The sequence below is a fragment of the Pararoseomonas sp. SCSIO 73927 genome (assembly GCF_037040815.1).
Lineage (GTDB): Bacteria > Pseudomonadota > Alphaproteobacteria > Acetobacterales > Acetobacteraceae > Roseomonas.
Genome location: NZ_CP146232.1, coordinates 82,281 through 102,156, shown reverse-complemented (window position 1 = coordinate 102,156; position 19,876 = coordinate 82,281). Strand labels below are relative to the sequence as shown.

Annotated in this window: 21 protein-coding genes and 1 tRNA gene; 8 read left to right on the top strand and 14 right to left on the bottom strand. The window is 72.2% G+C overall.

Features of this window, described 5'->3' with window-relative positions:
- Nucleotides 1-159: 159 nt before the first annotated feature.
- The 3 genes from VQH23_RS00575 to VQH23_RS00565 form a co-directional block, all read right to left on the bottom strand.
- Nucleotides 160-4,470: a choice-of-anchor I family protein gene (locus VQH23_RS00575; protein ID WP_338663666.1), complete on the bottom strand. Its 4,311-nt coding sequence runs from the start codon at nt 4,468-4,470 to the stop codon at nt 160-162.
- Between the two features lie 612 nt (nt 4,471-5,082).
- Nucleotides 5,083-5,168: transfer RNA gene (locus tag VQH23_RS00570), tRNA-Leu, on the bottom strand.
- 58 nt (nt 5,169-5,226) lie between these two features.
- Entirely contained in the window at nt 5,227-5,613 is a 387-nt protein-coding gene (locus VQH23_RS00565; RefSeq protein WP_338663665.1) for a cupin domain-containing protein, read from the bottom strand.
- A 95-nt stretch (nt 5,614-5,708) separates the two neighbouring features.
- Between VQH23_RS00565 and VQH23_RS00560 the strand changes: the two genes are divergently transcribed.
- Both VQH23_RS00560 and VQH23_RS00555 read left to right on the top strand, forming a co-directional pair.
- Nucleotides 5,709-6,200, top strand: a complete 492-nt coding sequence (locus VQH23_RS00560) for a disulfide bond formation protein B (protein ID WP_338663664.1) — start codon at nt 5,709-5,711, stop codon at nt 6,198-6,200.
- Nucleotides 6,197-6,772 carry a demethoxyubiquinone hydroxylase family protein gene (locus VQH23_RS00555; protein ID WP_338663663.1) on the top strand — a complete coding sequence of 192 codons (576 nt, stop codon included), beginning with the start codon at nt 6,197-6,199 and terminating at the stop codon, nt 6,770-6,772. The genes VQH23_RS00560 and VQH23_RS00555 overlap by 4 nt, the downstream gene beginning before the upstream one ends.
- A gap of 84 nt (nt 6,773-6,856) precedes the next feature.
- Here the strand turns inward: VQH23_RS00555 and VQH23_RS00550 are convergent, their stop codons facing one another.
- From VQH23_RS00550 to VQH23_RS00535, 4 genes are all read right to left on the bottom strand, one after another.
- The gene (locus tag VQH23_RS00550; RefSeq protein ID WP_338663662.1) at nt 6,857-7,579 is read right to left on the bottom strand and encodes a hypothetical protein; all 723 of its coding nucleotides are present in this window, start codon (nt 7,577-7,579) and stop codon (nt 6,857-6,859) included.
- Nucleotides 7,580-7,629: 50 nt separating this feature from the next.
- A complete protein-coding gene (locus VQH23_RS00545; protein WP_338663661.1) occupies nt 7,630-7,812 on the bottom strand; it encodes a hypothetical protein in 183 nt (60 codons plus the stop codon).
- Between the two features lie 10 nt (nt 7,813-7,822).
- Complete coding sequence (locus VQH23_RS00540; RefSeq protein ID WP_338666166.1) at nt 7,823-8,347, bottom strand: HNH endonuclease; 525 nt, start codon at nt 8,345-8,347, stop codon at nt 7,823-7,825.
- 285 nt (nt 8,348-8,632) lie between these two features.
- A complete protein-coding gene (locus VQH23_RS00535) occupies nt 8,633-9,298 on the bottom strand; it encodes a dienelactone hydrolase family protein (RefSeq protein ID WP_338663660.1) in 666 nt (221 codons plus the stop codon).
- Nucleotides 9,299-9,342: 44 nt separating this feature from the next.
- Between VQH23_RS00535 and gluQRS the strand changes: the two genes are divergently transcribed.
- The 3 genes from gluQRS (at nt 9,343) to VQH23_RS00520 (ending at nt 12,755) form a co-directional block, all read left to right on the top strand.
- Entirely contained in the window at nt 9,343-10,200 is an 858-nt protein-coding gene (gene gluQRS, locus VQH23_RS00530; RefSeq protein WP_338663659.1) for a tRNA glutamyl-Q(34) synthetase GluQRS, read from the top strand.
- Nucleotides 10,201-10,335: 135 nt separating this feature from the next.
- Nucleotides 10,336-12,252, top strand: coding sequence for a PAS domain S-box protein (locus VQH23_RS00525; protein WP_338663658.1), 1,917 nt, complete (start codon nt 10,336-10,338; stop codon nt 12,250-12,252).
- A gap of 110 nt (nt 12,253-12,362) precedes the next feature.
- Complete coding sequence (locus VQH23_RS00520; RefSeq protein WP_338663657.1) at nt 12,363-12,755, top strand: response regulator; 393 nt, start codon at nt 12,363-12,365, stop codon at nt 12,753-12,755.
- 96 nt (nt 12,756-12,851) lie between these two features.
- Here VQH23_RS00520 and VQH23_RS00515 read toward each other — a convergent pair whose 3' ends face one another.
- The 5 genes from VQH23_RS00515 to VQH23_RS00495 all read right to left on the bottom strand — a co-directional run bounded on the left by VQH23_RS00515 (nt 12,852) and on the right by VQH23_RS00495 (nt 16,938).
- Complete coding sequence (locus VQH23_RS00515; protein WP_338663656.1) at nt 12,852-13,913, bottom strand: hypothetical protein; 1,062 nt, start codon at nt 13,911-13,913, stop codon at nt 12,852-12,854.
- A gap of 332 nt (nt 13,914-14,245) precedes the next feature.
- Complete coding sequence (locus VQH23_RS00510; RefSeq protein WP_338663655.1) at nt 14,246-15,034, bottom strand: ABC transporter substrate-binding protein; 789 nt, start codon at nt 15,032-15,034, stop codon at nt 14,246-14,248.
- 11 nt (nt 15,035-15,045) lie between these two features.
- Nucleotides 15,046-16,044 carry a tripartite tricarboxylate transporter substrate binding protein gene (locus tag VQH23_RS00505; RefSeq protein ID WP_338663654.1) on the bottom strand — a complete coding sequence of 333 codons (999 nt, stop codon included), beginning with the start codon at nt 16,042-16,044 and terminating at the stop codon, nt 15,046-15,048.
- A gap of 102 nt (nt 16,045-16,146) precedes the next feature.
- A complete protein-coding gene (locus VQH23_RS00500; RefSeq protein WP_338663653.1) occupies nt 16,147-16,572 on the bottom strand; it encodes a cupin domain-containing protein in 426 nt (141 codons plus the stop codon).
- 69 nt (nt 16,573-16,641) lie between these two features.
- Nucleotides 16,642-16,938, bottom strand: coding sequence for a 4a-hydroxytetrahydrobiopterin dehydratase (locus VQH23_RS00495; RefSeq protein ID WP_338663652.1), 297 nt, complete (start codon nt 16,936-16,938; stop codon nt 16,642-16,644).
- A gap of 45 nt (nt 16,939-16,983) precedes the next feature.
- Between VQH23_RS00495 and VQH23_RS00490 the strand changes: the two genes are divergently transcribed.
- Entirely contained in the window at nt 16,984-17,403 is a 420-nt protein-coding gene (locus VQH23_RS00490) for a metallopeptidase family protein (protein ID WP_338663651.1), read from the top strand.
- Nucleotides 17,404-17,435: 32 nt separating this feature from the next.
- Here the strand turns inward: VQH23_RS00490 and VQH23_RS00485 are convergent, their stop codons facing one another.
- Complete coding sequence (locus VQH23_RS00485; protein ID WP_338663650.1) at nt 17,436-17,810, bottom strand: hypothetical protein; 375 nt, start codon at nt 17,808-17,810, stop codon at nt 17,436-17,438.
- Between the two features lie 119 nt (nt 17,811-17,929).
- Between VQH23_RS00485 and VQH23_RS00480 the strand changes: the two genes are divergently transcribed.
- Nucleotides 17,930-18,700, top strand: coding sequence for a histidine phosphatase family protein (locus VQH23_RS00480; RefSeq protein ID WP_338663649.1), 771 nt, complete (start codon nt 17,930-17,932; stop codon nt 18,698-18,700).
- Nucleotides 18,697-19,572, top strand: coding sequence for an NAD(P)H-hydrate dehydratase (locus VQH23_RS00475; RefSeq protein WP_338663648.1), 876 nt, complete (start codon nt 18,697-18,699; stop codon nt 19,570-19,572). The genes VQH23_RS00480 and VQH23_RS00475 overlap by 4 nt, the downstream gene beginning before the upstream one ends.
- Before the next feature lie 14 nt (nt 19,573-19,586).
- On the opposite strand, the gene VQH23_RS00470 is transcribed toward VQH23_RS00475, so the two are convergent.
- Nucleotides 19,587-19,859, bottom strand: a complete 273-nt coding sequence (locus VQH23_RS00470; protein ID WP_338663647.1) for a DUF6894 family protein — start codon at nt 19,857-19,859, stop codon at nt 19,587-19,589.
- Nucleotides 19,860-19,876 lie beyond the last annotated feature (17 nt).

Genomic DNA, 19,876 nt, shown 5'->3' with positions numbered 1-19,876 from the left:
ACCGGAATGGGGTGAAAAGTCCAGGGGCCGCGGGGAGCGGGGCGAGGCGCATGCGCCCTTACCCGTTGAAAGGGCACGAAAAGAAACGCCCGCCCCGGGGGCCGGGGCGGGCGCTCCGTCGCGGCCGGGGCGGACCCCGGCCGACGGTCTCGGGGCGGCTCAGACCACCCAGATGTCCTGCGCCGTGACGACGGCGCCGGCCTGGACCGTGCCGAAGCGGATGGCGCCCGCACCGCCCGCGCCGTCCGCGTCGTAGTAGAGGGCGCTGGTGGCGGCGTCGAAGAGGACGTGCTGCTCCGCCGTGGTGGCGACCCGGCCCGTCCCGAAGGAGGCGGCGTCGAGCTGGCCCGTGGTGGTCAGGGCCGCGAAGGCCGTGCCGTCCAGCTCGATCCGGTCCTCGCCCGGGGCGAAGTCCATCAGGCGGGTCAGGGTGCCGGCGCCCGCCGGGGCGTCGAAGCGGAAGGTGTCCGCCCCCTCGCCGCCGGTGAGGCGGTTGGAGCCCGTGCCGCCCATCAGCAGGTCGTTCCCGCCATTGGCGATCAGCGTGTCGTCCCCGGCGAGGCCGGAGAGGATGTTGTCCCCGTCCGTGCCGAGGATGCGGTTGCCCAGCTCGTTGCCGGTGCCGCGGACGGCGGTACCGGTCAGGATGAGCTTCTCCACGTTGGCGGACAGCGTGTAGTCGACCCAGGCGGTGACGCGGTCGTAACCCCCGTCCACCGCCTCGAAGACCTGGTCGCCGGCGCTGAACACCTCGTAGCCGTCGTCGCCCGCGCCGCCGGCCATGTAGTCGTTGCCGGCGCCGCCGATGAGGCGGTTGTTCCCGGCGCCGCCGACGATGTAGTCGTCGCCGTCGTTGCCGATGAGGGTGTTGTCGCCCTCGCCGCCCTGGATGTTGTCACGGCCCGCCCCGCCGAGCACGCGGTCCTGGCCCGTGCCGTCCACGGCGGTGCCGAGCACGGTGTCCGCGCGGACCGCGAGGTTCTGGATCCGCTCGTCGCCCGCCGGCGTGGTGTCGGCCTGGTCGAAGGCGGTCTCGGCGGTGCCGTGGTTCGCCTTCAGGTACTCGGCCAGGGCGTCCTGCTCGCTGCCCTTCGCCGCAAAGCCCGCCGCGCCGTCCGTCAGGGCGGCGTTGTTCAGCAGATCCACGCGGCTGTCGGCGTAGAGGCCGATCGGGTAGGCGTCGCCGCCCGGGATGTCCGCCAGGAAGCTCAGCGTCACCACCTTGATCGCGCGGGTGGCATCGCCCACCAGCTGGCCGTTCCGCATGATCGTGTCCACCACGCCGCCATCCTCGTTGAGGATGACGAGGTTTTGGACGCGCTGGCCTTCCTGCGCCACGCTGCCATCCGCGTTCAGGCGCTGGGCCTGGCGCGTGGCGTCGAAGCTGAAGGAGACGCCGCCGAACTGGCCGAACTGGCCGGGGGTGGCGTTCGGGGCGGTGGCGGCCACCGCGTGCTCGAAGACCCGCTCCAGCTCCGCCGCCGTCAGGGTGACGATGGAGAGGGCGTTGTTGAAGCGCAGCGAGTTCTCGATGTCGAGCTGGCTGACGCCGCCCACCGGCTTGCCGGCGTCCGGGTTGCCCTGCGGGGGCAGCTCGGGGGCGTCGGCGCCAAGGCCGTAGGAGCCGATCTCGGCCCGGATGCCGCCGCCGTTCTTGATGGAGACGACGACGCCCGCATCCACCTGCTTGGCGACGAAGAGGTTGGCGTCGGCCGTGAGGTTGCCGAGGTTCGTCTCCTCGGTGCGGACCTCGCCGCGGCGGCCTTCCAGGTACACGTCCGTGAATCCGAGGACGTTGCCGTCCTTGGCCGAGATGACGTCGGCGATGGCGTCCGTGACGGCCTTCACCTCGCCACCGCGCGTGCCCTCGGCGTAGGCGTCCTCGTCGCCCCACAGCTCCTCGACCGTCTGCTCATTCACCGCGACAGGGCCCGAGTTCGCGTCCGTGATGCTGTCGGGGATGATGTCGCCGTTCGCGTCGAAGGTGACGGTCAGGCGGCCGACATAGGAGTACTCGTTGCCCGTGTTCACGATGGCGGTGGACTTGCCGTCCGCGCCCGTGACGATCACGGGGTAGGTCTCGCTCGCCGTGTCGCCCGGCTGCAGCGTGTCGCCCTCGTTCGCGAAGACGGCGTGGCTGCCGCCCGCGATGATCACGTCCACGCCGCTGAGCTTGGAGGCGAGGTCCAGCTCCAGCTGGTACTGCTGGAGATGGCTGAGCAGGACGATCTTGTTCAGGCCGGAGGCGGCCATCTGGTCGATCAGCGGCTGCAGGATCGTCGCCAGCTCGTCCGTGTTGTCCACGCCGCCGTCACCGGCCGGGTCCAGCACCCGCACGCCGCCGACGGAGGAGATGGAGGCCAGCACCTGGGTGGTGACGCCGAGGACGCCGATCTGCTGGCCGTTCTCGGTGATGACCGTCCAGGGGGAGACCTGCTGGTCCGCCGCCTCGGCGTTCAGGGCATCCGGGGTGGCGAGGTCGGCCGCCGTCGTCCCGTAGGAGGCGGCGTCGCGGAGCGCCCCGGTGAAGAGGTTGCGCATCGCGGCGTCGTTGGAGAAGTCGAGGTTCGCCGAGAGGTAGGGGAAGAGCGCGCCGATCGAGGTCACGGCGTTGGAGGTGGTGCCGCTGCCCTTGGCGAAGTCGATCGCGTTGGCCACCGCGGTGGAGCCGAAGTCCCACTCGTGGTTGCCGAAGACGCTGGCCTGGACGCCGAGGGCGTTCATGATGGCGATGTCCACGGCGGCCGGGTTCAGCGCCAGGCCGGAGAGGCTGGCGGCGGGAACGCCGAGCAGCCAGGCGTAGAGGTCGACCAGCTCGTCCTTGACGGACGGGTCGGTCTCGGCCGCGTTGAAGGGGCTGGGGATGTAGTTGTCGCCGGAGGAGAGGGTGATGCTGTTCACCGCCCCGTCCTCGAGCTTGTCGACGATAGCGGCGAACTGGGCGGCGCGGGTGGTGGCCGCCAGCCCCGCCTCGAAGTCGGAGGCGTGCAGGATCTGCAGGGTGAAGTTGCCGTTCCCTGCTTCGGCCGTCAGCTCATGGGCGGTGGTCTGCCCGTTGCCCTCGGCGGGGGAGATCAGCATGGGGGCGCCGGTGGGCGAGTCCTCGGCGGGCATGAAGTGGATCACCTCAGGCGCGTCCTGCGTCTGGATGATGCCGGCGTACTCGGCGGAGGTGGGGGAGGTGATGGCGAAGGACATCACCGCGTCGGAGCGCTCCAGCGCCACGAAGGCGTAGAGCTGGCCGTCGATGGTGCCGAGGGTGATGCTCTCGGGCTCGGGGCCCTTGTCGTCGGAGCGGCCGTCATCCAGCAGCGCCGGCGCGTTCGCGAGCAGCATCCTCTCGATCATGTCGCCGGAGTCGAAGGTCTGGGTCAGGCCGGTCTCGGTCACCTCCCAGATGGAGAAGCTGCGGGCGCCGAGGGTGTGGATGACGTCGATGTCGCCGTCCCCGTCCGTGTCGCCGTCAACCAGGGAGATGTTGAGGCGGCCCAGCTCGGCGTTGTTCTTCAGCGCGGCCACGCCCTCGGCGCCGCCGAAGCTCGCGAGGTCGAGGTTGGCGTTCGCCAGGCGGCCCACGTCGTTGTAGTCGCCCCACTCGGAGGCGTCGCCCTCGTTCGCGGTGACGAGGTAGGTGCGGCCGCCCATCTCGAAGGTGGAGATGCCGTCCGGCATGTACATGCCGCGCACGGGGGCGGTGCCGATGTTCACGCCGCCGTCGCGGTCGGAGGTGTCGAGGCCGTTGCCCTCGACGGAGTGGTCCTTCGTGCCGAGCGCGTAGACGCCCTGGTACTCCAGCGTGTCGAGGTCGAGGACCGCGATCGCGTTGTTCTCCTGCAGCGTGATGAAGGCCTGGCTGCCGTCGGCGGAGACCGCGATGTACTCGGGCTCGATGTCGGTCGCGGCGGTGACGCCGTCCACGCCCTTGATGCGGACGCCGGCCGCGCGCAGCGCCTCGGTGTCGAAGCCGCCGAAGCCGAGGAAGGTGTTGTTGCCCGTCGCCACGTCGATCACGGAGACGCCGCCCACGGGGTCGCCGGAGGCGTCCACGCCGTAGTTGTCGTTCGGCTCGCCCTCGATCGCGACGAGGAGGCGGGTGCCGTCGGGGGTGAAGGTGACCATGTCCGGCACCGCACCGACCTCGACCTGGCGGATCAGGGTCGCGCCCGTGCCGCCGGCCGCGATGTTGTACATGGCGACCGTGCCGTTGCCGCCGGCCGTCGCGCTGTCATAGGCCACGGCCATCACGCTGCCGTACACGGCCACGCTGTTGCCGGTGCCGAGCGCGCCCAGGGCGGAGGAGGGCAGGGCGAAGCGCAGCGCGCCGGTGGCGGCGTCCAGGGCCTCCACGCCGTCGGCGCCGAGGACGAGGACGAGCTTGTTGGTGGCGTCGTAGGCGACGACTTCAGCCCCGCCGGCGGCGGAGCCGGAGCTGTCCTTCGTCCAGAGGAGCTGGGACGCGATGGTGGCCATGTGATCTCTCCCCCCGCGGTGGATGCGGTTCGCGCGAGGGGTTACTTCGCGTTAGGGGCTTGTTCATGCCTGGTTCGATGACAGTCCAGAGCCGGATTTGTGACAGCCGGGGGAACGGACCTGAATCGACCTGGGAAAGCCCTGTCCGGTGGCGAACCGGGTCGCGGGTTCCGGCAGGCTAAGCGCGCGTGTGATCCATCTGTTCCGGCCTTGGCCGGATCAGCCGAGCGCGACCGCCGCCCCGCCCAGCAGCGCCCCCCAACACACCAGCGCTAGGCCGAGGACGAAAATGAACGGAACAGAGTTATCGGAAGGCCTCTGCTCGTCGTGACCGTATTCGGAGTGAAAAGCGGCGGTCACGGATCTGCACCTGCTTGAAAGAAACATGACGCCTGAGCGTACAGAGCAGGTACCCGCGCTTCAAGTTACAACCAGCTTCGCGCGATATGGTCTAATTTATAGAATTTCGTCTAAATATTGAGATGGCCGGTGAAGTTTTGCTTCTGGAACGTGGGGGACACTCTGGCGGGTACGGCCGTTCATCAGCCCATCCTGGCGGGATGCAATACCGGTGATGCCGGCCCCCATCGTCGGTGCGAACTGCTTGCCTGGTGGTGCGGGTGGCCGGTTTCGAACCGGCACTCTGTTGCCAGAAGCGGATTTTGAGTCCGCCGCGTCTACCGTTCCGCCACACCCGCGCGCCGCACCAGATGCCACGGCCCGGGCCGCCCCGTCCAGCGGGGGGCGGGCCCGACCTCAGGAGAGCCGGGGCGGTGCCTCGGCCTCCGCGGTGCGGAAGGCGGCGGGGGAGGTGACCTCCAGCATCTCCAGGTCGTCCGAGTGCTCCACCTCCCGGTGGCGAACCCCGGGCGGCTGCAGCACGCTGTCGCCCCGCTCCAGCAGCACCTCGCCGATGTCCTCGTACTCGAAGCGCACCCAGCCCTGCAGCACGAGGACGAGCTGGAAGCCCAGCTCGTGCGTGTGCCACTGCGGCTTCGGGCCTTCGCCGGGCACGGCGCGGATGATGTGGGCGGCGTGGGTGCCCCCCGTGGCCTCCCGCGCGCCGAGGTCGCGGTAGGCGAAGAAGCCGCGCAGGCCCGCATCGTAGGCGGCGTCGCGCGCCTTGCTCACGGTGGTCCGCATGTTCCCTCCTCCTTCCGCCTCCCGGTCCCGCAGGTCGCCGCCATGCGCGGGCGGGGCTTGCCGGGGGCGTTTCGCCGGACCAGCCTGCGCCCGGCATGACCACCCGGCAACACGCGGCGCTCGTCGCCCTCCTCTCCGCCGCCGCCCCGGTCGCGGCCCTGGCCTCGGAGCGTTTCCTGGGCATGGCGCCCTGCGCCCTGTGCCTGTGGCAGCGCTGGCCTTACCTGGCCGCGGCGGTGATCGCCGTGCTCGCGGCCGGCCTTCGCTCCCGCGCGCTGCTGGCACTGGCGGGGGTGGCCGTGCTCGCCTCGGGCGCCATCGCCGGGCTGCATGTGGGGGTGGAACAGGGGTGGTGGCCTAGCCCGCTCGCCTCCTGCGCCGCGCCGGATGCGGGGGCGGCGGCGAGTGTGGACGACCTTCTGCGCGGCCTCGCCCCAAGGCCGGACAAGCCTTGCGACGCCGCGGCCTACCCCATCCCCGGCCTTCCCGTCTCGCTCGCGGCGATGAACCTCGCCTACGCGCTTGCGCTGGGCGCCCTGGCCCTCACCTGGGCGGGCAGAGGATCACGCCAGGAAGGCCGAGCATGAGACCGAGCATGGGCGGGAGCCGCCGCACCACCCTGCAGGATCGCCTGCCCGGGGACCCCACGCCGCGCGACTACGTGGCGCGCACCATCCGCGTGGACCATGCCGGGGAGTACGGGGCGAAGCGGATCTACGAGGGGCAGCTCGCGGTCCTCGGCCGCACCAAGTACGGGCCGCTGCTGGAGCACATGCGGGAGCAGGAGGCGGCCCACCTCGAGGCCTTCACCCGCCTCATCGCGGAGCGCCGGGTGCGGCCGACGGCGCTGCTGCCCCTGTGGCACGTGGCCGGCTTCGCGCTCGGGGCCGCCACCGCCCTCATCGGCCACCGCGGCGCCATGGCCTGCACCGTGGCGGTGGAGGAGGCGATCGACGAGCACTACGCCGCCCAGCACGCGGCCCTGGGCGAGGACGAGGGGCCGCTGCGCGACCGGATCGAGCGCTTCCGACAGGAGGAGCTGGAGCACCGCGACATCGGCCTGGAGAACGAGGCGGAGCTGGCGCCGGCCTACCGGCTGCTGGCGGCGGCCATCAAGGCCGGGTGCAGGGCGGCGATCAAGGTGAGCGAGCGGGTCTAGGAACGGCGCGCCGCGGCGAGGGAGCGGCCTTTCCAGGCCCAGCGGCGCCCCTGGTTCGCTCCCTGTTCAACCCTCGGGCCGCGCTCAGGCCCGCCACATCGGCCCGGACGGCGCCGGCCTCGGCCGGGGCCGTCGGGCCGCGGGCGGGCGGGGCGCGGGCGGCGGGGGCGCGGCGCCCGAAGGTGTGGTGACGGGGGCGGGCGCCTCCGGTGCGGCCATGGCAGGCATCGGCTCCGGCGGCAGGCCGGCGATGGCGCCGATGAGGCGGAGTGTCACCGCCAGGAGAGGGTCCCGCGGCCCGCGGCGGGGATCGGCGGCCTCCGGCGCCATCATCATCACGATGAACACCCGGCGCTGCAGCATCGTGGCGCAGCCGATCTGGCGGCGGGGCGCCGTGCCGCGCAGCTGGATGTCGAGGCAGCGGGCGGCCGGCCCGGCCTCCGCCACCCGGGCGCCGAAGTGGCGCAGCGTGGCGTTCTCCCGGCGGGAGGCGGCGTCCACGGCGGCGGCGCGGGCGAAGACCTCCACGGCATCGCCCACCTCCGGCTCGTCCTCCCCGTCGCGGGCGCCGGGGCGGCGGGTCGGGTCCAGGGCGTGGATGGAGGCGGAGGCCTGCGTCGGGCTGGCGTAACGCGCGATGGTGGTGCGGCCCGCGCCGCGCTCCGGCCGCTGCTTGCGGAACCCGGCGATCTCCTCGGGCAGGCGGGTGAAGGCCTCCTCCGCGCCAGCATCGGGCGCGGCACGGCCCCCGCAGGCGGCCAGGAGGGGGAGGAGCGCGACAAGGAGCGGGGCGGCCCGGCGAAGCATGGCGCTTTCTAGCCCGCCGGGGCCCCAGGGGGTAGGTTCGGGCCCTCGGGTCAGAGATGCGGCAGGCGGGGACGGGGCGGGCGGTCCACCCGCATCCAGTCGGGCCAGCCGACATAGCGCTCCACCAGGACGAGCCCGATGGCGAGGGCCAGGGCGACGAGCATCACGATCAGCCCGGTGCGGGAGGGCGGCCTGCGCAGGATCCGCCACATGAAGAACAGCATCCGGTCCAAGGCGGCGCCCTCAGCTCTCCAGCTCGGAATCCCAGTAGAGGTAGTCGCGCCAGCTCTCGTGCAGGTGGTTGGGCGGGAAGGCGCGGCCATTCTCCTGCAGCTCCCAGCTCGTGGGCTGGCGGGGCACCTGGCGGGGCAGCATCCCGATCTCGCGCGGCAGCTTGGAGCCCTTGCGCAGGTTGCAGGGCCCGCAGGCCGCGACGACGTTCTCCCACGTCGTGCGGCCGCCGCGGCTGCGGGGGATGACGTGGTCGAAGGTGAGGTCCGGGGCCGCGTGGTCGCGCCCGCAGTACTGGCAGGAGAAGCGGTCCCGCAGGAACACGTTGAAGCGGGTGAAGGCCGGGCGCCGGGCGGCGGGGATGTACTCCTTCAGCGCGATCACGCTCGGCAGGCGCATCGTCAGGCTGGTAGAGTGGACCTCCGTCTCGTACTCGTTCAGCACGCTCACCCGGTCCAGGAACACCGCCTTCACCGCGTCCTGCCAGGACCAGATGGAGAGCGGGAAGTAGGAGAGGGGCCGGAAGTCGGCGTTCAGGACGAGGGCGGGGAAATTCCGGGCGCCCGGCCCGCCGAACGCCGGAAGGTCGTCGAAGCCGCTGCCTAGAACTGGGCCGCCATGTGAACCGTCTGGCACGCGCTGCTCCCTGCCGGAGGCGCGGCGACTACAAGCGCTGGGGCTCGGCCGGGCGGTCGGGCCCCAGATCAAGTGGCGCCGCCCGTAACGCGGCCGAACATGACAGCGGGGCGCGGGGGGCGCAACTCACGGGGAACGGCGGGAACGGGGCCGGCGGCGCGGATTCACACAGGATTCACGCGGCCCTCAGCCCCCGGCGAGCCCTGCCGCGGCGCGCTGGAGGAGGAGGGCACCGGCCGAGAGTCCCGCATCGTCAATGCCGTGGGCGAGTCGCGGGGAGTAGGTGGACTCCACGGGCACCCCTGCGTCGCGCAGCACCCGCTCCGCCGCGCGGCTGCCGGCCACCGGCACCACCTCGTCCGCCTCGCCATGGACCAGCAGCACGGGCGGGCGGCCGCGCAGCTCCGCGCCGAGCGACTCGGGGGCGAGGAGAAGGCCGGAATAGGCAAGGATCGCGGCGGGCGGCGTGGCCCGGCGCAGGCCCAGGAACAGCGCGGTCATCGCGCCCTGCGAGAAGCCCATCAGCATTATATGGGTCTCCGGCAGGCCGGCGGCGGCGCATTCCCCGGCGATCAGGGCGTCCAGCATCGGCGCCACGGCTCGGACTCCTGCCTCCATCCGGGCGGGGGTGCGGTCCTCCAGGTCGAACCACTGCCGGCCGTAGGGGGCGCCGGCATAGGGGAAGGGGGCATGGGGCGCGACGAAGAGGGCGTCCGGCACGGCGAGGCCCCATTGCGGCGCCAGGTCGATCAGGTCGTTCCCGTCGGCGCCGACGCCGTGCAGCAGGAACACGATCTGCCTCACCCTGCCCTTGTTCGCCGGCCCCCAGCGCGGCCCGTCCAGCTCGGCCATCCTGCTTCCTTTCGATCCCCACCCCGGCTAACCCGGGCGCCGCGATGGCAGCAAGACCCACCACGCGCTTCGCGCCGAGCCCGACGGGATACCTCCACCTCGGCCACGCGCACTCCGCCCTCCTCGCCCGGCGCGCGGCGCGGGAGGCGGGCGGGCGCTTCCTGCTGCGGATCGAGGACATCGACCGCACGCGCTGCCGGCCGGAGTTCACGGCGGCGATCCTCGAGGACCTCACCTGGCTGGGGCTGGAACCGGACGGCCCGGTGCGCGTGCAGTCCGCCCATTTCCGGGAGTACGGCGCGGCGCTGGACTCCCTGGCCTCCCGCGGCCTGCTCTATCCCTGCTTCTGCACGCGGGCGGAGATCGCGCGGGAGGTCGCGGCGATCGGGGCCGCGCCGCACGGGCCGGCTCATGGACCGGACGGACCACTCTACCCCGGCACCTGCCGGCGGCTCGCCCCGGAGGAGCGGGCGGCGCGGATCGCGGAGGGCCAGCCCTACGCGCTGCGCCTGGACATGGCGGCGGCGCTGGCCGCGGCGGGCGGGCCGCTCACCTACGAGGAGGTGGGCGAGGGGCGGCTGCGCTGCGATCCCGCGCGCTTCGGGGACGCCGTGCTGGCTAGGAAGGACACCCCCGCCTCCTACCACCTCTGCGTCACGCATGACGACGCGCTGCAGGGGGTGACGCTGGTGACGCGGGGGGAGGACCTGCGCCCCGCCACCGACCTGCACCGCCTCCTCCAGGCGCTGATGGGCTGGCCGGAGCCCGCCTACAGCCACCACCCTCTGCTGCTGGGGCCGGATGGCCGCCGCCTGGCCAAGCGGGACGGGGCGCGGAGCCTGCGGGAGATGCGCGCGGCGGGGCTGGACGCGGCCGCGGTGCGGGCCTTGGCGGGCGGGTAGGGGCGGCCCGGCGGGCTCTCGCGGTCGCCCCAGGCAGCGGAACGGCCCCGGGGGCGTTCAGCCCGGGAAGGGCGGGGGCCGGGGTGCGATTCCGGCGAAGGACGCCCTGACCAAGGGCAGCGATGCAGGGCCTCGATGGCTGACAGCGACACGATGATGAGGCGGCAGCGGCTGCTGGCCGATTTCGGCGAGTTCGCCCTGCGCTCCTCGAACCTGGACGAGATCCTGCACGAGGCCTGCCGCCTGGTGGCTGATGCGCTGGGCACGGGCCGCGCCAAGATCCTGGAAATCCAGGAGGGCGGCCGCTCCCTCCTCGTCCGGGCCGGCACCGGCTGGGCTCCCGGCATCGTGGGCGAACTGCGCCTTCCCATGGGGGAGCGGTCCTCCGAGAGCTACTCGATCAGCGTCGGGCGGCCGGTGATCATGCGGAACAGCCGGGCGGAGAACCGGTTCGAGATCCCGGAGTTCATGCGGGAGGCCGGGGTGGTCGCCTCGGTCAACGCGCCCATCCTGCTGCCCGGCGGCCGGCCCTTCGGCCTGCTCCAGGCGGACGATACGCAGCCGCGCGAGTTCGGGCAGGCGGATGCGGAGTTCCTCCGTACCTACACCATCATCCTCGGCCCGGTAATCGACCGGCTGTTGAAGCTCGGCGACCTGCGCGCGGCGGAGGAGCGCTTCCGCCTGACGGTGGAGACCGCGCTGGACTACGCGATCTTCGTGACGGACCGCGAGAACCGGGTGACGGACTGGCTGCCCGGCGCCGCCGCCGTCTTCGGCTGGACCGCCGAGGAGGCGGTGGGGCAGCCCGGCGCCTTCCTCTTCACGCCCGAGGACCGGGCCGCCCGGCAGCCGGAGTGGGAGGCCGCCACGGCCAGGGAGCGGGGCGTGGCGCCGGATGTCCGCTGGCACCTCCGCAAGGACGGCAGCCGCGTGTTCATCGAGGGGTCGCTCCGCGCCCTGTTCGACGAGGGCGGCGATCTGCGCGGCTTCCTCAAGATCGGCCGGGACGCCACCGAGCGCCGCGCGGCGGAGGAGCGGCTGCGCGAGAGCGAGGAGCGGTTCCGGCAGTTCGGGGAGGCCTCCTCCGACCTTATCTGGATCCGGGACGGCGAGACTCTGGCCTTCGAGTATCTCAGCCCCGCCTTCGAGCCGATCTACGGCCGGAGCCGCGAGGAGCAGCTGGCCGGGAACACGCTGGAGAGCTGGACCGCGCTAATCCACCCCGAGGACAGGGAGATGGTGGTGCAGCGGCTGCTCTCCGTGCGGGATGGGGCGCGGGCGAGCTTCGAGTTCCGCATCTCCCGCCCTTCGGCCGGCGAGTTGCGCTGGATCCGCAACACTGATTTTCCCCTGCACGACGAGGCCGGCCGCGTGCGCCGCCTGGCCGGCATCGCCAAGGACGTGACGGAGGAGAAGGCGAGCGCCGCCCGGCTGGAGGTGCTGGTGGCGGAGCTGCAGCACCGCGGCCGCAACCTGCTGGGCGTGGTCTCCGCCGTCGCGGGCAAGACGCTCGGCGATCCGGGGGGGCAGGCGGGCGCGGTGGAGCATTTCCGCAGCCGCCTCCAGGCCCTCAGCCGCGCGCAAGGGCTGCTCAGCCAGTCCGGCAGCGACACGGTGGAGGTGGGCGCGCTCGTCCGCGCGGAGCTGGAGGCCTACGCGGAGGCCCATGCCGGGAGCCATGCTGAGACCCGTGTGGAGAGGGGGCCGAAGGTCACCATCGCCGGCCCGAAGGTGCGGCTCACCTCGCGCCAGGTGCAGAACTTCGCCCTGGCGCTGCACGAGCTGACGACGAACGCGGTGAAGTACGGGGCGCTGAAGGGGGAGGCGGGGACGCTCTCGGTGCGCTGGTCGGTGGGCCGGACCGGGAGGGGGCGCCGCTGCCTCGTGCTGGAATGGGTGGAGACGGGCTACGAGGTGCCGCCGGAGACCGGGCGGCGCGGCTACGGCCGCGAGCTGATCGAGAAGGCCCTCTCCTACGCCCTGCGCGCGCGGACCGAGTACACCCTGGACGCGGCGGGCGTGCGCTGCCGGATCGAGTTGCCGCTGGCGTGAGGGCGGCCGACCGCCGTCCGGACGGCTTTACACCATGGGCGAGCGGACCGCCGCAGGTTAAGGCAGGCGCGGCGAGCCCGCCGCATACTCCTCTCCGGATGACCTCCTCCATGCCCGATGGCCCAGGCCCCCTCGCGGGCTGCCGCGTTCTTCTCGTCGAGGACGAGTACCTGATCGCGGACGAGATGGAGTCCTGGCTGCGCCAGGCGGGCGCCGTGGTCCTCGGGCCGGTGCCGGACGTGGACGCGGCGCTGGACATCATCGAGCGGGAGGCCGGCGCCCTGGACGCGGCGGTGCTGGACGCCAATCTCGGGGACGGGGAGACGGCCTATCCCGTCGCGGACCGTCTGGACGAGCTCGGCGTGCCCTACATGTTCGCGACGGGGGACGTGCGGCTGGTGGACGAGCCGAGCTACCAGAGCCGGACCCGGCTGGAGAAGCCGATCACCCAGCGCGGCCTGCTCAGGGCCCTGCAGAGCCTCGTGCCGCCGCGCGGGGGCTGAGGGGCACCTCAGGCCGGATCGGCCGCCCGCGCGGCGCCGGGACGCGAGGCCGCCGGCCCGGGCCGGGATGCCGTCCAGCCGGGCGGTGGCGCCGGGCTAGCTGGCCTTCTGCGTGTTGTGGCGCCGGACCAGCTCCTCGACCTCGCCCACCCACGTGCCCTGCACCCCGTTCTTCCTGGCGGTCCGCAGGATGTCGGTCATGAAGGTCAGCTGCACCGGGCTGAGCGCGCGCATCCCACGGATCTGCTCGTCGCGCACGTCGGCCGGGAAGGCTCCCGGCCGCGACACGCCCAGGGCCCGGAAGTTCATGATCGTGCGGATGCACTTCTCGCATTTGCAGCAGTTCGCGCCCGTGGTGGGGCCTTCCCAGCAGACGCGGATGTTGTCCGTCGCCCGCTGCCAGTCCGCGATGTGGGCGATCTTCTCCGAGCGGGTGCACCTGCAGCCATCCGTCAGGATCCGGAAACTGCCGCTCGACATCAGAGGGTTGGAGATCGGGTTGGAGCCCAGGGGCAACACCAGGTCGCTGTACGGCTCGTCGCTGCCGATCAGCCCGCAGTCATGGTTGCCCGCGAACTGGTGCAGGATGGACCCGAGGCCGGCCCCGAAGTTCTGCGACCACCTCGGCAGCAGCTTGCGCCCGTTGGTGCGCATCGTGGCGATGCCGATGCCGGTGCCGTCCAGCATGCGCCTGCTCGCATCGGTCGCCCTCTTGAACGCCTCCGATTGCTCGACGGCGATATCCCACCCGTGCACGAGGACGGCGGTCCTCAGGTTCTGGTGGAACTTGCCCGGGCGCTTGAAGAGGTGCCTGTAGACCGTGAAGGACGCGTCGACGCCGCCGGAGAAGGCGCAGACCGCGGCGTCCTTCCTCTCCTCCGGGAGATCATCGACCTCCTTCTGGGCCACGATGTCGACGACGCGGTACCGCTCCGGCGTCCAGGAGGCGAAGACCTGCTGGAACTCTTCGATGTTCTCCAGGAACCGGCGCGACACCGGCCCGTCGACGACGATCGTCCGGCCTGACTTCATGGCCGAGAACAGAACGGCCAAGACCGCGTAGTTCAGGGTGGGGAGCGGCGCCGTCGGCGCATCCGTGTGCAATTCGAAGAAAATATTTCGCTTCTCTTGAATCCGGTTTCCGTTAAGGTATTCCAAGTCCAGGGTTCGAGTTACATGGAAATCACTGGACGATTTCTCAGAAGTATTGATCCGAAGGGATGTTCTCATCTTATCCATCGGCAGTTTTTATTGTATAGGCTGCCTATCACTTCGATCTCGCAAGAGTCAACGCTGTCCAAAATGACAATTTCGGTATCAATTTTGAGACTGACGGAGGGCTAGTACCCCGTGCTGGTCCCTGGCCTGGGCATGCCGATGACGTGCCCCGGGCTGCCGTGCCAGCCCGTACAGCGCCTACCCCGCTTGAGGCTGCTTCCTCCCCGCCAGCGCCCTCGTACAAGGACGCGGGCGCAACCGCCGCTCCGCGATCAGGATGCGGGCGGGGCCACTGCCGCGTCCTTCTGCCCGCTCTCCGCCAGCGCCCGCGCGACGAAGCCGCTCGCCTTCATCTCCTCCACGAAGGCGCGCAGGTAGGGCAGAGCCGCCTCGCGCCCCTGCGGGATCCCGACCGCCTGCTCGATCACCATGAAGCGGCCGGGAATCACCCGCATGCCCGGATTCGCGGCGGCATAGGCCACCAGGGGCTGGGTGACGCCCGCCGCGGCGTCGAGCCCCTGCCGCAGGAAGAGGTCGATCGCCTCCGGCGAGCTCGGCGCCCGCACCAGCTCCGCCTGTTTCAGCGCGCGGGTGAGGTGGAGGTCGTAGGCGCTGCCCCGGCCTACCGCCACGCGGATGCCCGGGCGGTCCACATCCTCGATCGCGCGCAGGGGCGAGGCCTCCGGCACCATGTAAGTGCCCTCGATCACCACGTAGGGCGCGGTGAAGGCGATGCCCTGCGCGCGCACGGGATCGATGGCGAGGAAGCACAGGTCCCATTCCCCGCGCTTCCCGGCATCCGTCACCTTCCCGGCGGCGTCGTAGGTGGCGAAGCGGAGGGTCGCGCCCAGCCGCCGGGCCAGCTCCCGCGCCAGGGCGGCGGAGACGCCGCGCGGCTCCCCGGTGGCGGGGTCGGGTTGGGCGAGGACGGGGTTGCCGAAGTTGATCGCCGCACGCAGCACCCCGCCCGGGGCGAGGATCGCGGCGGGCTCCTGGGCCCGCGCCGCAGCGGCCGTCACGGCCAGCCCGGCGACAAGCGCCGCGCGCCGGGGAAAGGGCATCTCCGCACCCGTCACCCGGCCTGCTGCGGCTGGATGCCGGCCTTCCGCGCGGCGTCGCCCCACTTCTCCATCTCCGCCTGCACGAAGCGGCGCGTCTCCTCGGGGGTGGAGCGGACAACCTCCGCGCCAAGGGTCGCGTGGCGCGCCACCACGTCGGGGCGCGTCACCGCCGCGCCGCAATCGGCAGAGAGCTTGTTGAGCACGGCCTCCGGGATGCCGGCGGGGCCGATCACCATGCCCCAGGTCGAGGCCTCGAAGCCCGGCATGAAGGCCTCGCCGAGCGTCGGCACGTCCGGCAGCTGCGGCGCGCGGGCGGCGCCGGTGGTGGCCAGCGCCTTGAAGCTGCCGGACTGGATGTGGGCGAGCGCGGCCGGCACCGTGTCGAACATCACGTCCACGCGCCCGGCCATGAGGTCCGGATGGGCCTGGGTGGAGCCGCGATAGGGCACGTAGGTCATCTCGATCTCCCCGCGCTGGGCGAAGAGGAGCGGGGCGAGGCGGACCACGCCGGAGGTGCCGGCAAAGGTGACGCTGCCCGGGCCGCCCGCCTTGGCGCGCGCCACCAGCTCCGCGGGCGTATTCGCCTGGAAGCCCTTGCCGGCGACGAGGACGAGCGGCGTCCTCGTGGTAAGGGTGACGAAGGAAAAGTCCCGCATCGTGTCGTAGGGCAGGCGGTAGAAGGCGGCGTTCACGGGATGCCCGACCGAGACGAGGGCCAGGGTGTGGCCGTCCGGCGCGGACTTGGCGACGACCTCGGTGCCGATGATGCCGTCGGCCCCCGCCCGGTTCTCCACCGGCACGGGCTGGCCCCAGGCGGCGGCGAGCGGCTCGGCGATCAGGCGGGCGGTGATGTCGGAGACGCCGCCGGGGGTATAGGGTACCACCATGCGGACCGCCCGGTTGGGGAAGCCCCCGGCGGGCGCATTCCCCTGCCCGCTCCCTTGGGCCAGCAGCGGCCGGGCGGCGAGGAGGGCGGGGGCGGCCAGGGCGGCACGGCGGGTGATGGGCATGGCAATCCTCCGGCATGGCCGCTCTGGCGGCCTTGGCCGCGAGGCTGCGCGAGGCGGGCGCCGCTTGCAACGCCCGTTTGCGTCAGGCCCCGGCCGGATACCTCAGCCCGGTGGCGCGGGGATCAGCCCGTGGCGCCGCATGATCTCCCCCGCCCTCGCCGGGTCTGGCGGGCCCTGGCGGAGCAGGGCCGCGAGTTCCCGGAAGTATTCAGGGCCGAGCACCCCGGGGGTAAGCACGCAGAGGCACTTCGCCACCGCGCCGCTGCGGTTGTGGAAACCGTGGACCACGCCGCGCGGGATGAAGAGCGTCTCTCCCGGCGCCAGCTCCAGGGTCTCGCCCCCCACCGTGAAGGTGGCGGTGCCGGCGAGGCCGTAGACCGTCTCCTCCCACCCCTCATGGTAGTGCGGCACGGGCATTCGCCCCTCCGGCTGGAGCGTCATCTCGAACAGGTCGAGGGTGCCGCCCGTGTCGTGCTTGTCGCGCAGGAAGCGGAGGGTGAGGGAGCCGAAGTCGATGGTCTCGGGCATGGAAGCTCCTGGGTTCCGCCCGGCTTACCAGGCCTTTCCCTGATGATCCCTGAAGCGGAACGGGCCTGACTAGGGGAGAAGCGCGTCGATGGAAGCGGCCAGACGGATGTCGCGCTCGCTGAGCCCGCCCGCGTCATGAGTGGTCAGCTCGACCTGCACCCGGTTCCACACGTTCGACCATTCAGGGTGGTGGTCCTGCGCCTCCGCCAGCAGCGCCACCCGCGCCATGAAACCGAAGGCCTCGGAGAAGTCTCGGAAGCGGAACTCCCGCCGGATCGCGTCCCGCCCCTCCGCAGGGGACCAGAGCGGCAGCAGCGCCGGCAGCTCGGCGCGGCGGGCGGGGGAGAGGGGCTGGACTGTCGCCACGGCGCTTTTCCTTGACCTAGTGGCCCGTTATGGCGCCCTTGCCGCATGCCGAACACCGATATGCACCACGGCACCCGCTGGGGCAGCCCGCCGACCGCCGAGGACCTGGCCGAGCTGGCCGAGACCGCCTTCGCCGCCATCCCCGCACCGCTGCGGGAGGCGGTGCGCGGCGCCGCCATCCTGGTGGAGGAGATCCCGGACGACGAGACCCTGGCGGAGATGGGGCTGGAGCACCCCTGGGAGCTGACGGGCCTCTACCGGGGCGTGCCGCTGACGGAGAAGTCCGGCCTGGACGCGCCGGCCCTTCCGGACACCATCCTCCTGTACCGCGAGCCCATCCTGGTGGAGTGGGTGGAGAGTGGGGAGGATCTGTTCCGGCTGGTGCGGAACGTGCTCATCCACGAGATCGCCCACCATTTCGGCTATTCCGAGGAGGGGATCGCCCGGCTTGAGGGGGAGGGGTAGGAGGGGCAGCCCCCAAGGTGGGAGCCACGCGCTCAGACGACGCGGGTCACGGGAGCCCTGAACACCTCGAATCGGCGGGTGCCAAGGTCCAGTTCGGCGGTGCTCTCGCCGCTCCAGCTGTAGCCCTCCAAGAGGCTGAGCCGCCCGTCCTCCAGGAACAGGACGAAGCCTAGGCCGTCCTTGAAGCCGGTCAGGCGGAGATGCGTCTCGTAGCCCAGCACCCGGGGGGCCTCGATGGAGGGCACCGAGCTCGGGACGAGGATCGTGGTGAAGAACCCGACTCCGGAGTTTCTCCGCGCCGTGACCGAGGCCCCGGCCATCTGACGGACGAGCGCGGCCGTGAGGTGCGGTGTCTCCGAGAAGATCGACAGCAACACCGCCCGCTCTAGATCGGTGAGCGCGCCCATCGCGGGAGGATGGGCCGAGGAACCCCCTCTTGAAAGCCTCCCCCGAGGGGGGCGGCGGACCTCATCGGTCCAACCCGCCCCGGGGCGGCGGCGTTGGGGCTGGGAAGGAGCCCTGCCCCATGCCCCAGGCCCAGCGCTGGCCCGACACCCTCTGGATCATCCGCCACGGCGAGAGCGCGGGGAATGTCGCGCGGGACGAGGCGCATCGCAGCAACGCCGCGCGGATCGCCCTGGAGGGGCGGGACGTGGACGTGCCGCTGAGCGCGCTGGGGCAGGAGCAGTCCCTCTCCCTCGGCCGCTGGTTCGCCACCATGCCGGAGGAGGCCCGGCCGGAGGTGGTGCTCTGTTCCCCCTATCGCCGCGCCCGACAGACCGCGGCCCTGATCCATGAGGCGGGCGGGCTGCCCGTGGGGCCGGACGACTTCGTGATCGACGAGCGCCTGCGCGAGAAGGAGTTCGGCGTGCTGGACGGGCTGACCACCCACGGCATCCGCCAGGAGATGCCGGATCAGGCGGAGTTCCGCCGCATCCTCGGCAAGTTCTACCACCGGCCGCCGGGCGGCGAATCCTGGTGCGACGTGATCCTGCGGCTGCGCTCGGCGCTGGACACGGTCAGCCTGCACCATGCCGGGCGCCGCGTGGCGATCGTCGGGCACCAGGTGGTGGTGCTCTGCCTACGCTACCTGCTGGAGAACATGACGGAGGAAAGGATCCTCGCGATCGACCGGGAGGGCGACGTGCCGAACTGCGGCATCACCGAGTACCGATTCGACCCCTCCTCCGGCCCCAACGGCGCGCTGAAGCTGCGGCGCTACAACTTCGTCGCCCCGCTGGAGCGCGAGGGCACGCCGGTGACGGCGGAGCCGGACGCGAAGGCGGTGGCGCCTTGATCGACGCGGCCTGGCTGCGCGCCCACCCCCTGCCGATCCCGGCGGAGGACGAGGACAAGACCGCGCGCGGCACCGTGCAGGTGGTGGGCGGCTGCGCCGAGGTGCCCGGCGCCGTGCTGCTGGCCGGCGAGGGCGCGCTGCGCGCCGGTGCGGGCAAGCTGCGCCTGGCCAGCGTGCGCTCCGTCGCGCCGCATCTCGCGATCGCGGTGCCGGAGGCGCTGGTGATCGCCCTGGACGAGACGGAGGAGGGGCTGATCGCCCCTGGCGCGGAGCGTGCCCTGCTCTCCCGCCTGTCCCGCTGCGCGGCCCTTCTCGTCGGGCCGGGCATGCCGGAGGACGGGGCGGCGGACCTGCTGGAAGCGCTGCTGCGGCACATGGAGCCGGGCCCGGGCGTCGTGATCGATGCTGGCGCGCTGGGCGACCTCGCCGCGCGGCCGGACATCCTGCGCCGCCATCACGGCCGCTGCGTGATCACCCCCCATGCCGGGGAGATGGCGCGGCTGCTGGGGATGGAGCGCGACGCCGTCTCCGCGGACCCGCTGGCCGCCGGGCGCCGCGCGGCGGAGATGCTCGGCGTCGTCGTGGCGATGAAGGGGGCGCGGACCTGGGTGGTGGCACCGGACGGGGAGGCGCTGCTCTGCACCCACGGCCATGTCGGGCTGGCCACCTCCGGGTCCGGCGACACGCTGGGGGGCATCCTGACCGGGCTGCTGGCGCGGGGCGCGGACCCGGTGCGGGCGACGGCCTGGGCGGTGTGGCTGCACGCCGAGGCCGGGCACCGGCTGGCGCGGCGCATGGGCACCCTCGGCTTCCTGGCGCGGGAGCTGCTGGCGGAGATCCCGGCGATCATGGCGGACCTCTCGGCCGGCTGATCCGTTCCCCCCGCCTACTCTTTCCGCTCCTCGCCCACCCGCCGCTCGACCCGCATGACCGGCGCCTCGGTGGCAATGAAGTCGAGGGTGAAGAGGACGAGGCCGGCCTCGTCCACGACCTCCATGTGCCACTCCTCTCCGTTCCAGAAAGCGCCCGTATCGTCCTTCAGCAGTTGGCCGGTCAGGTGCACGGCGTGCTGCTTCGCGGCGACGAGGCTCGGCAACACGGTGCCGATCCTGTCGGGCAGGGCTTGGCCGTCGCGGACGTGGAAGAAGTAGCGGGTCATGGCCGGATCGCAGAAGT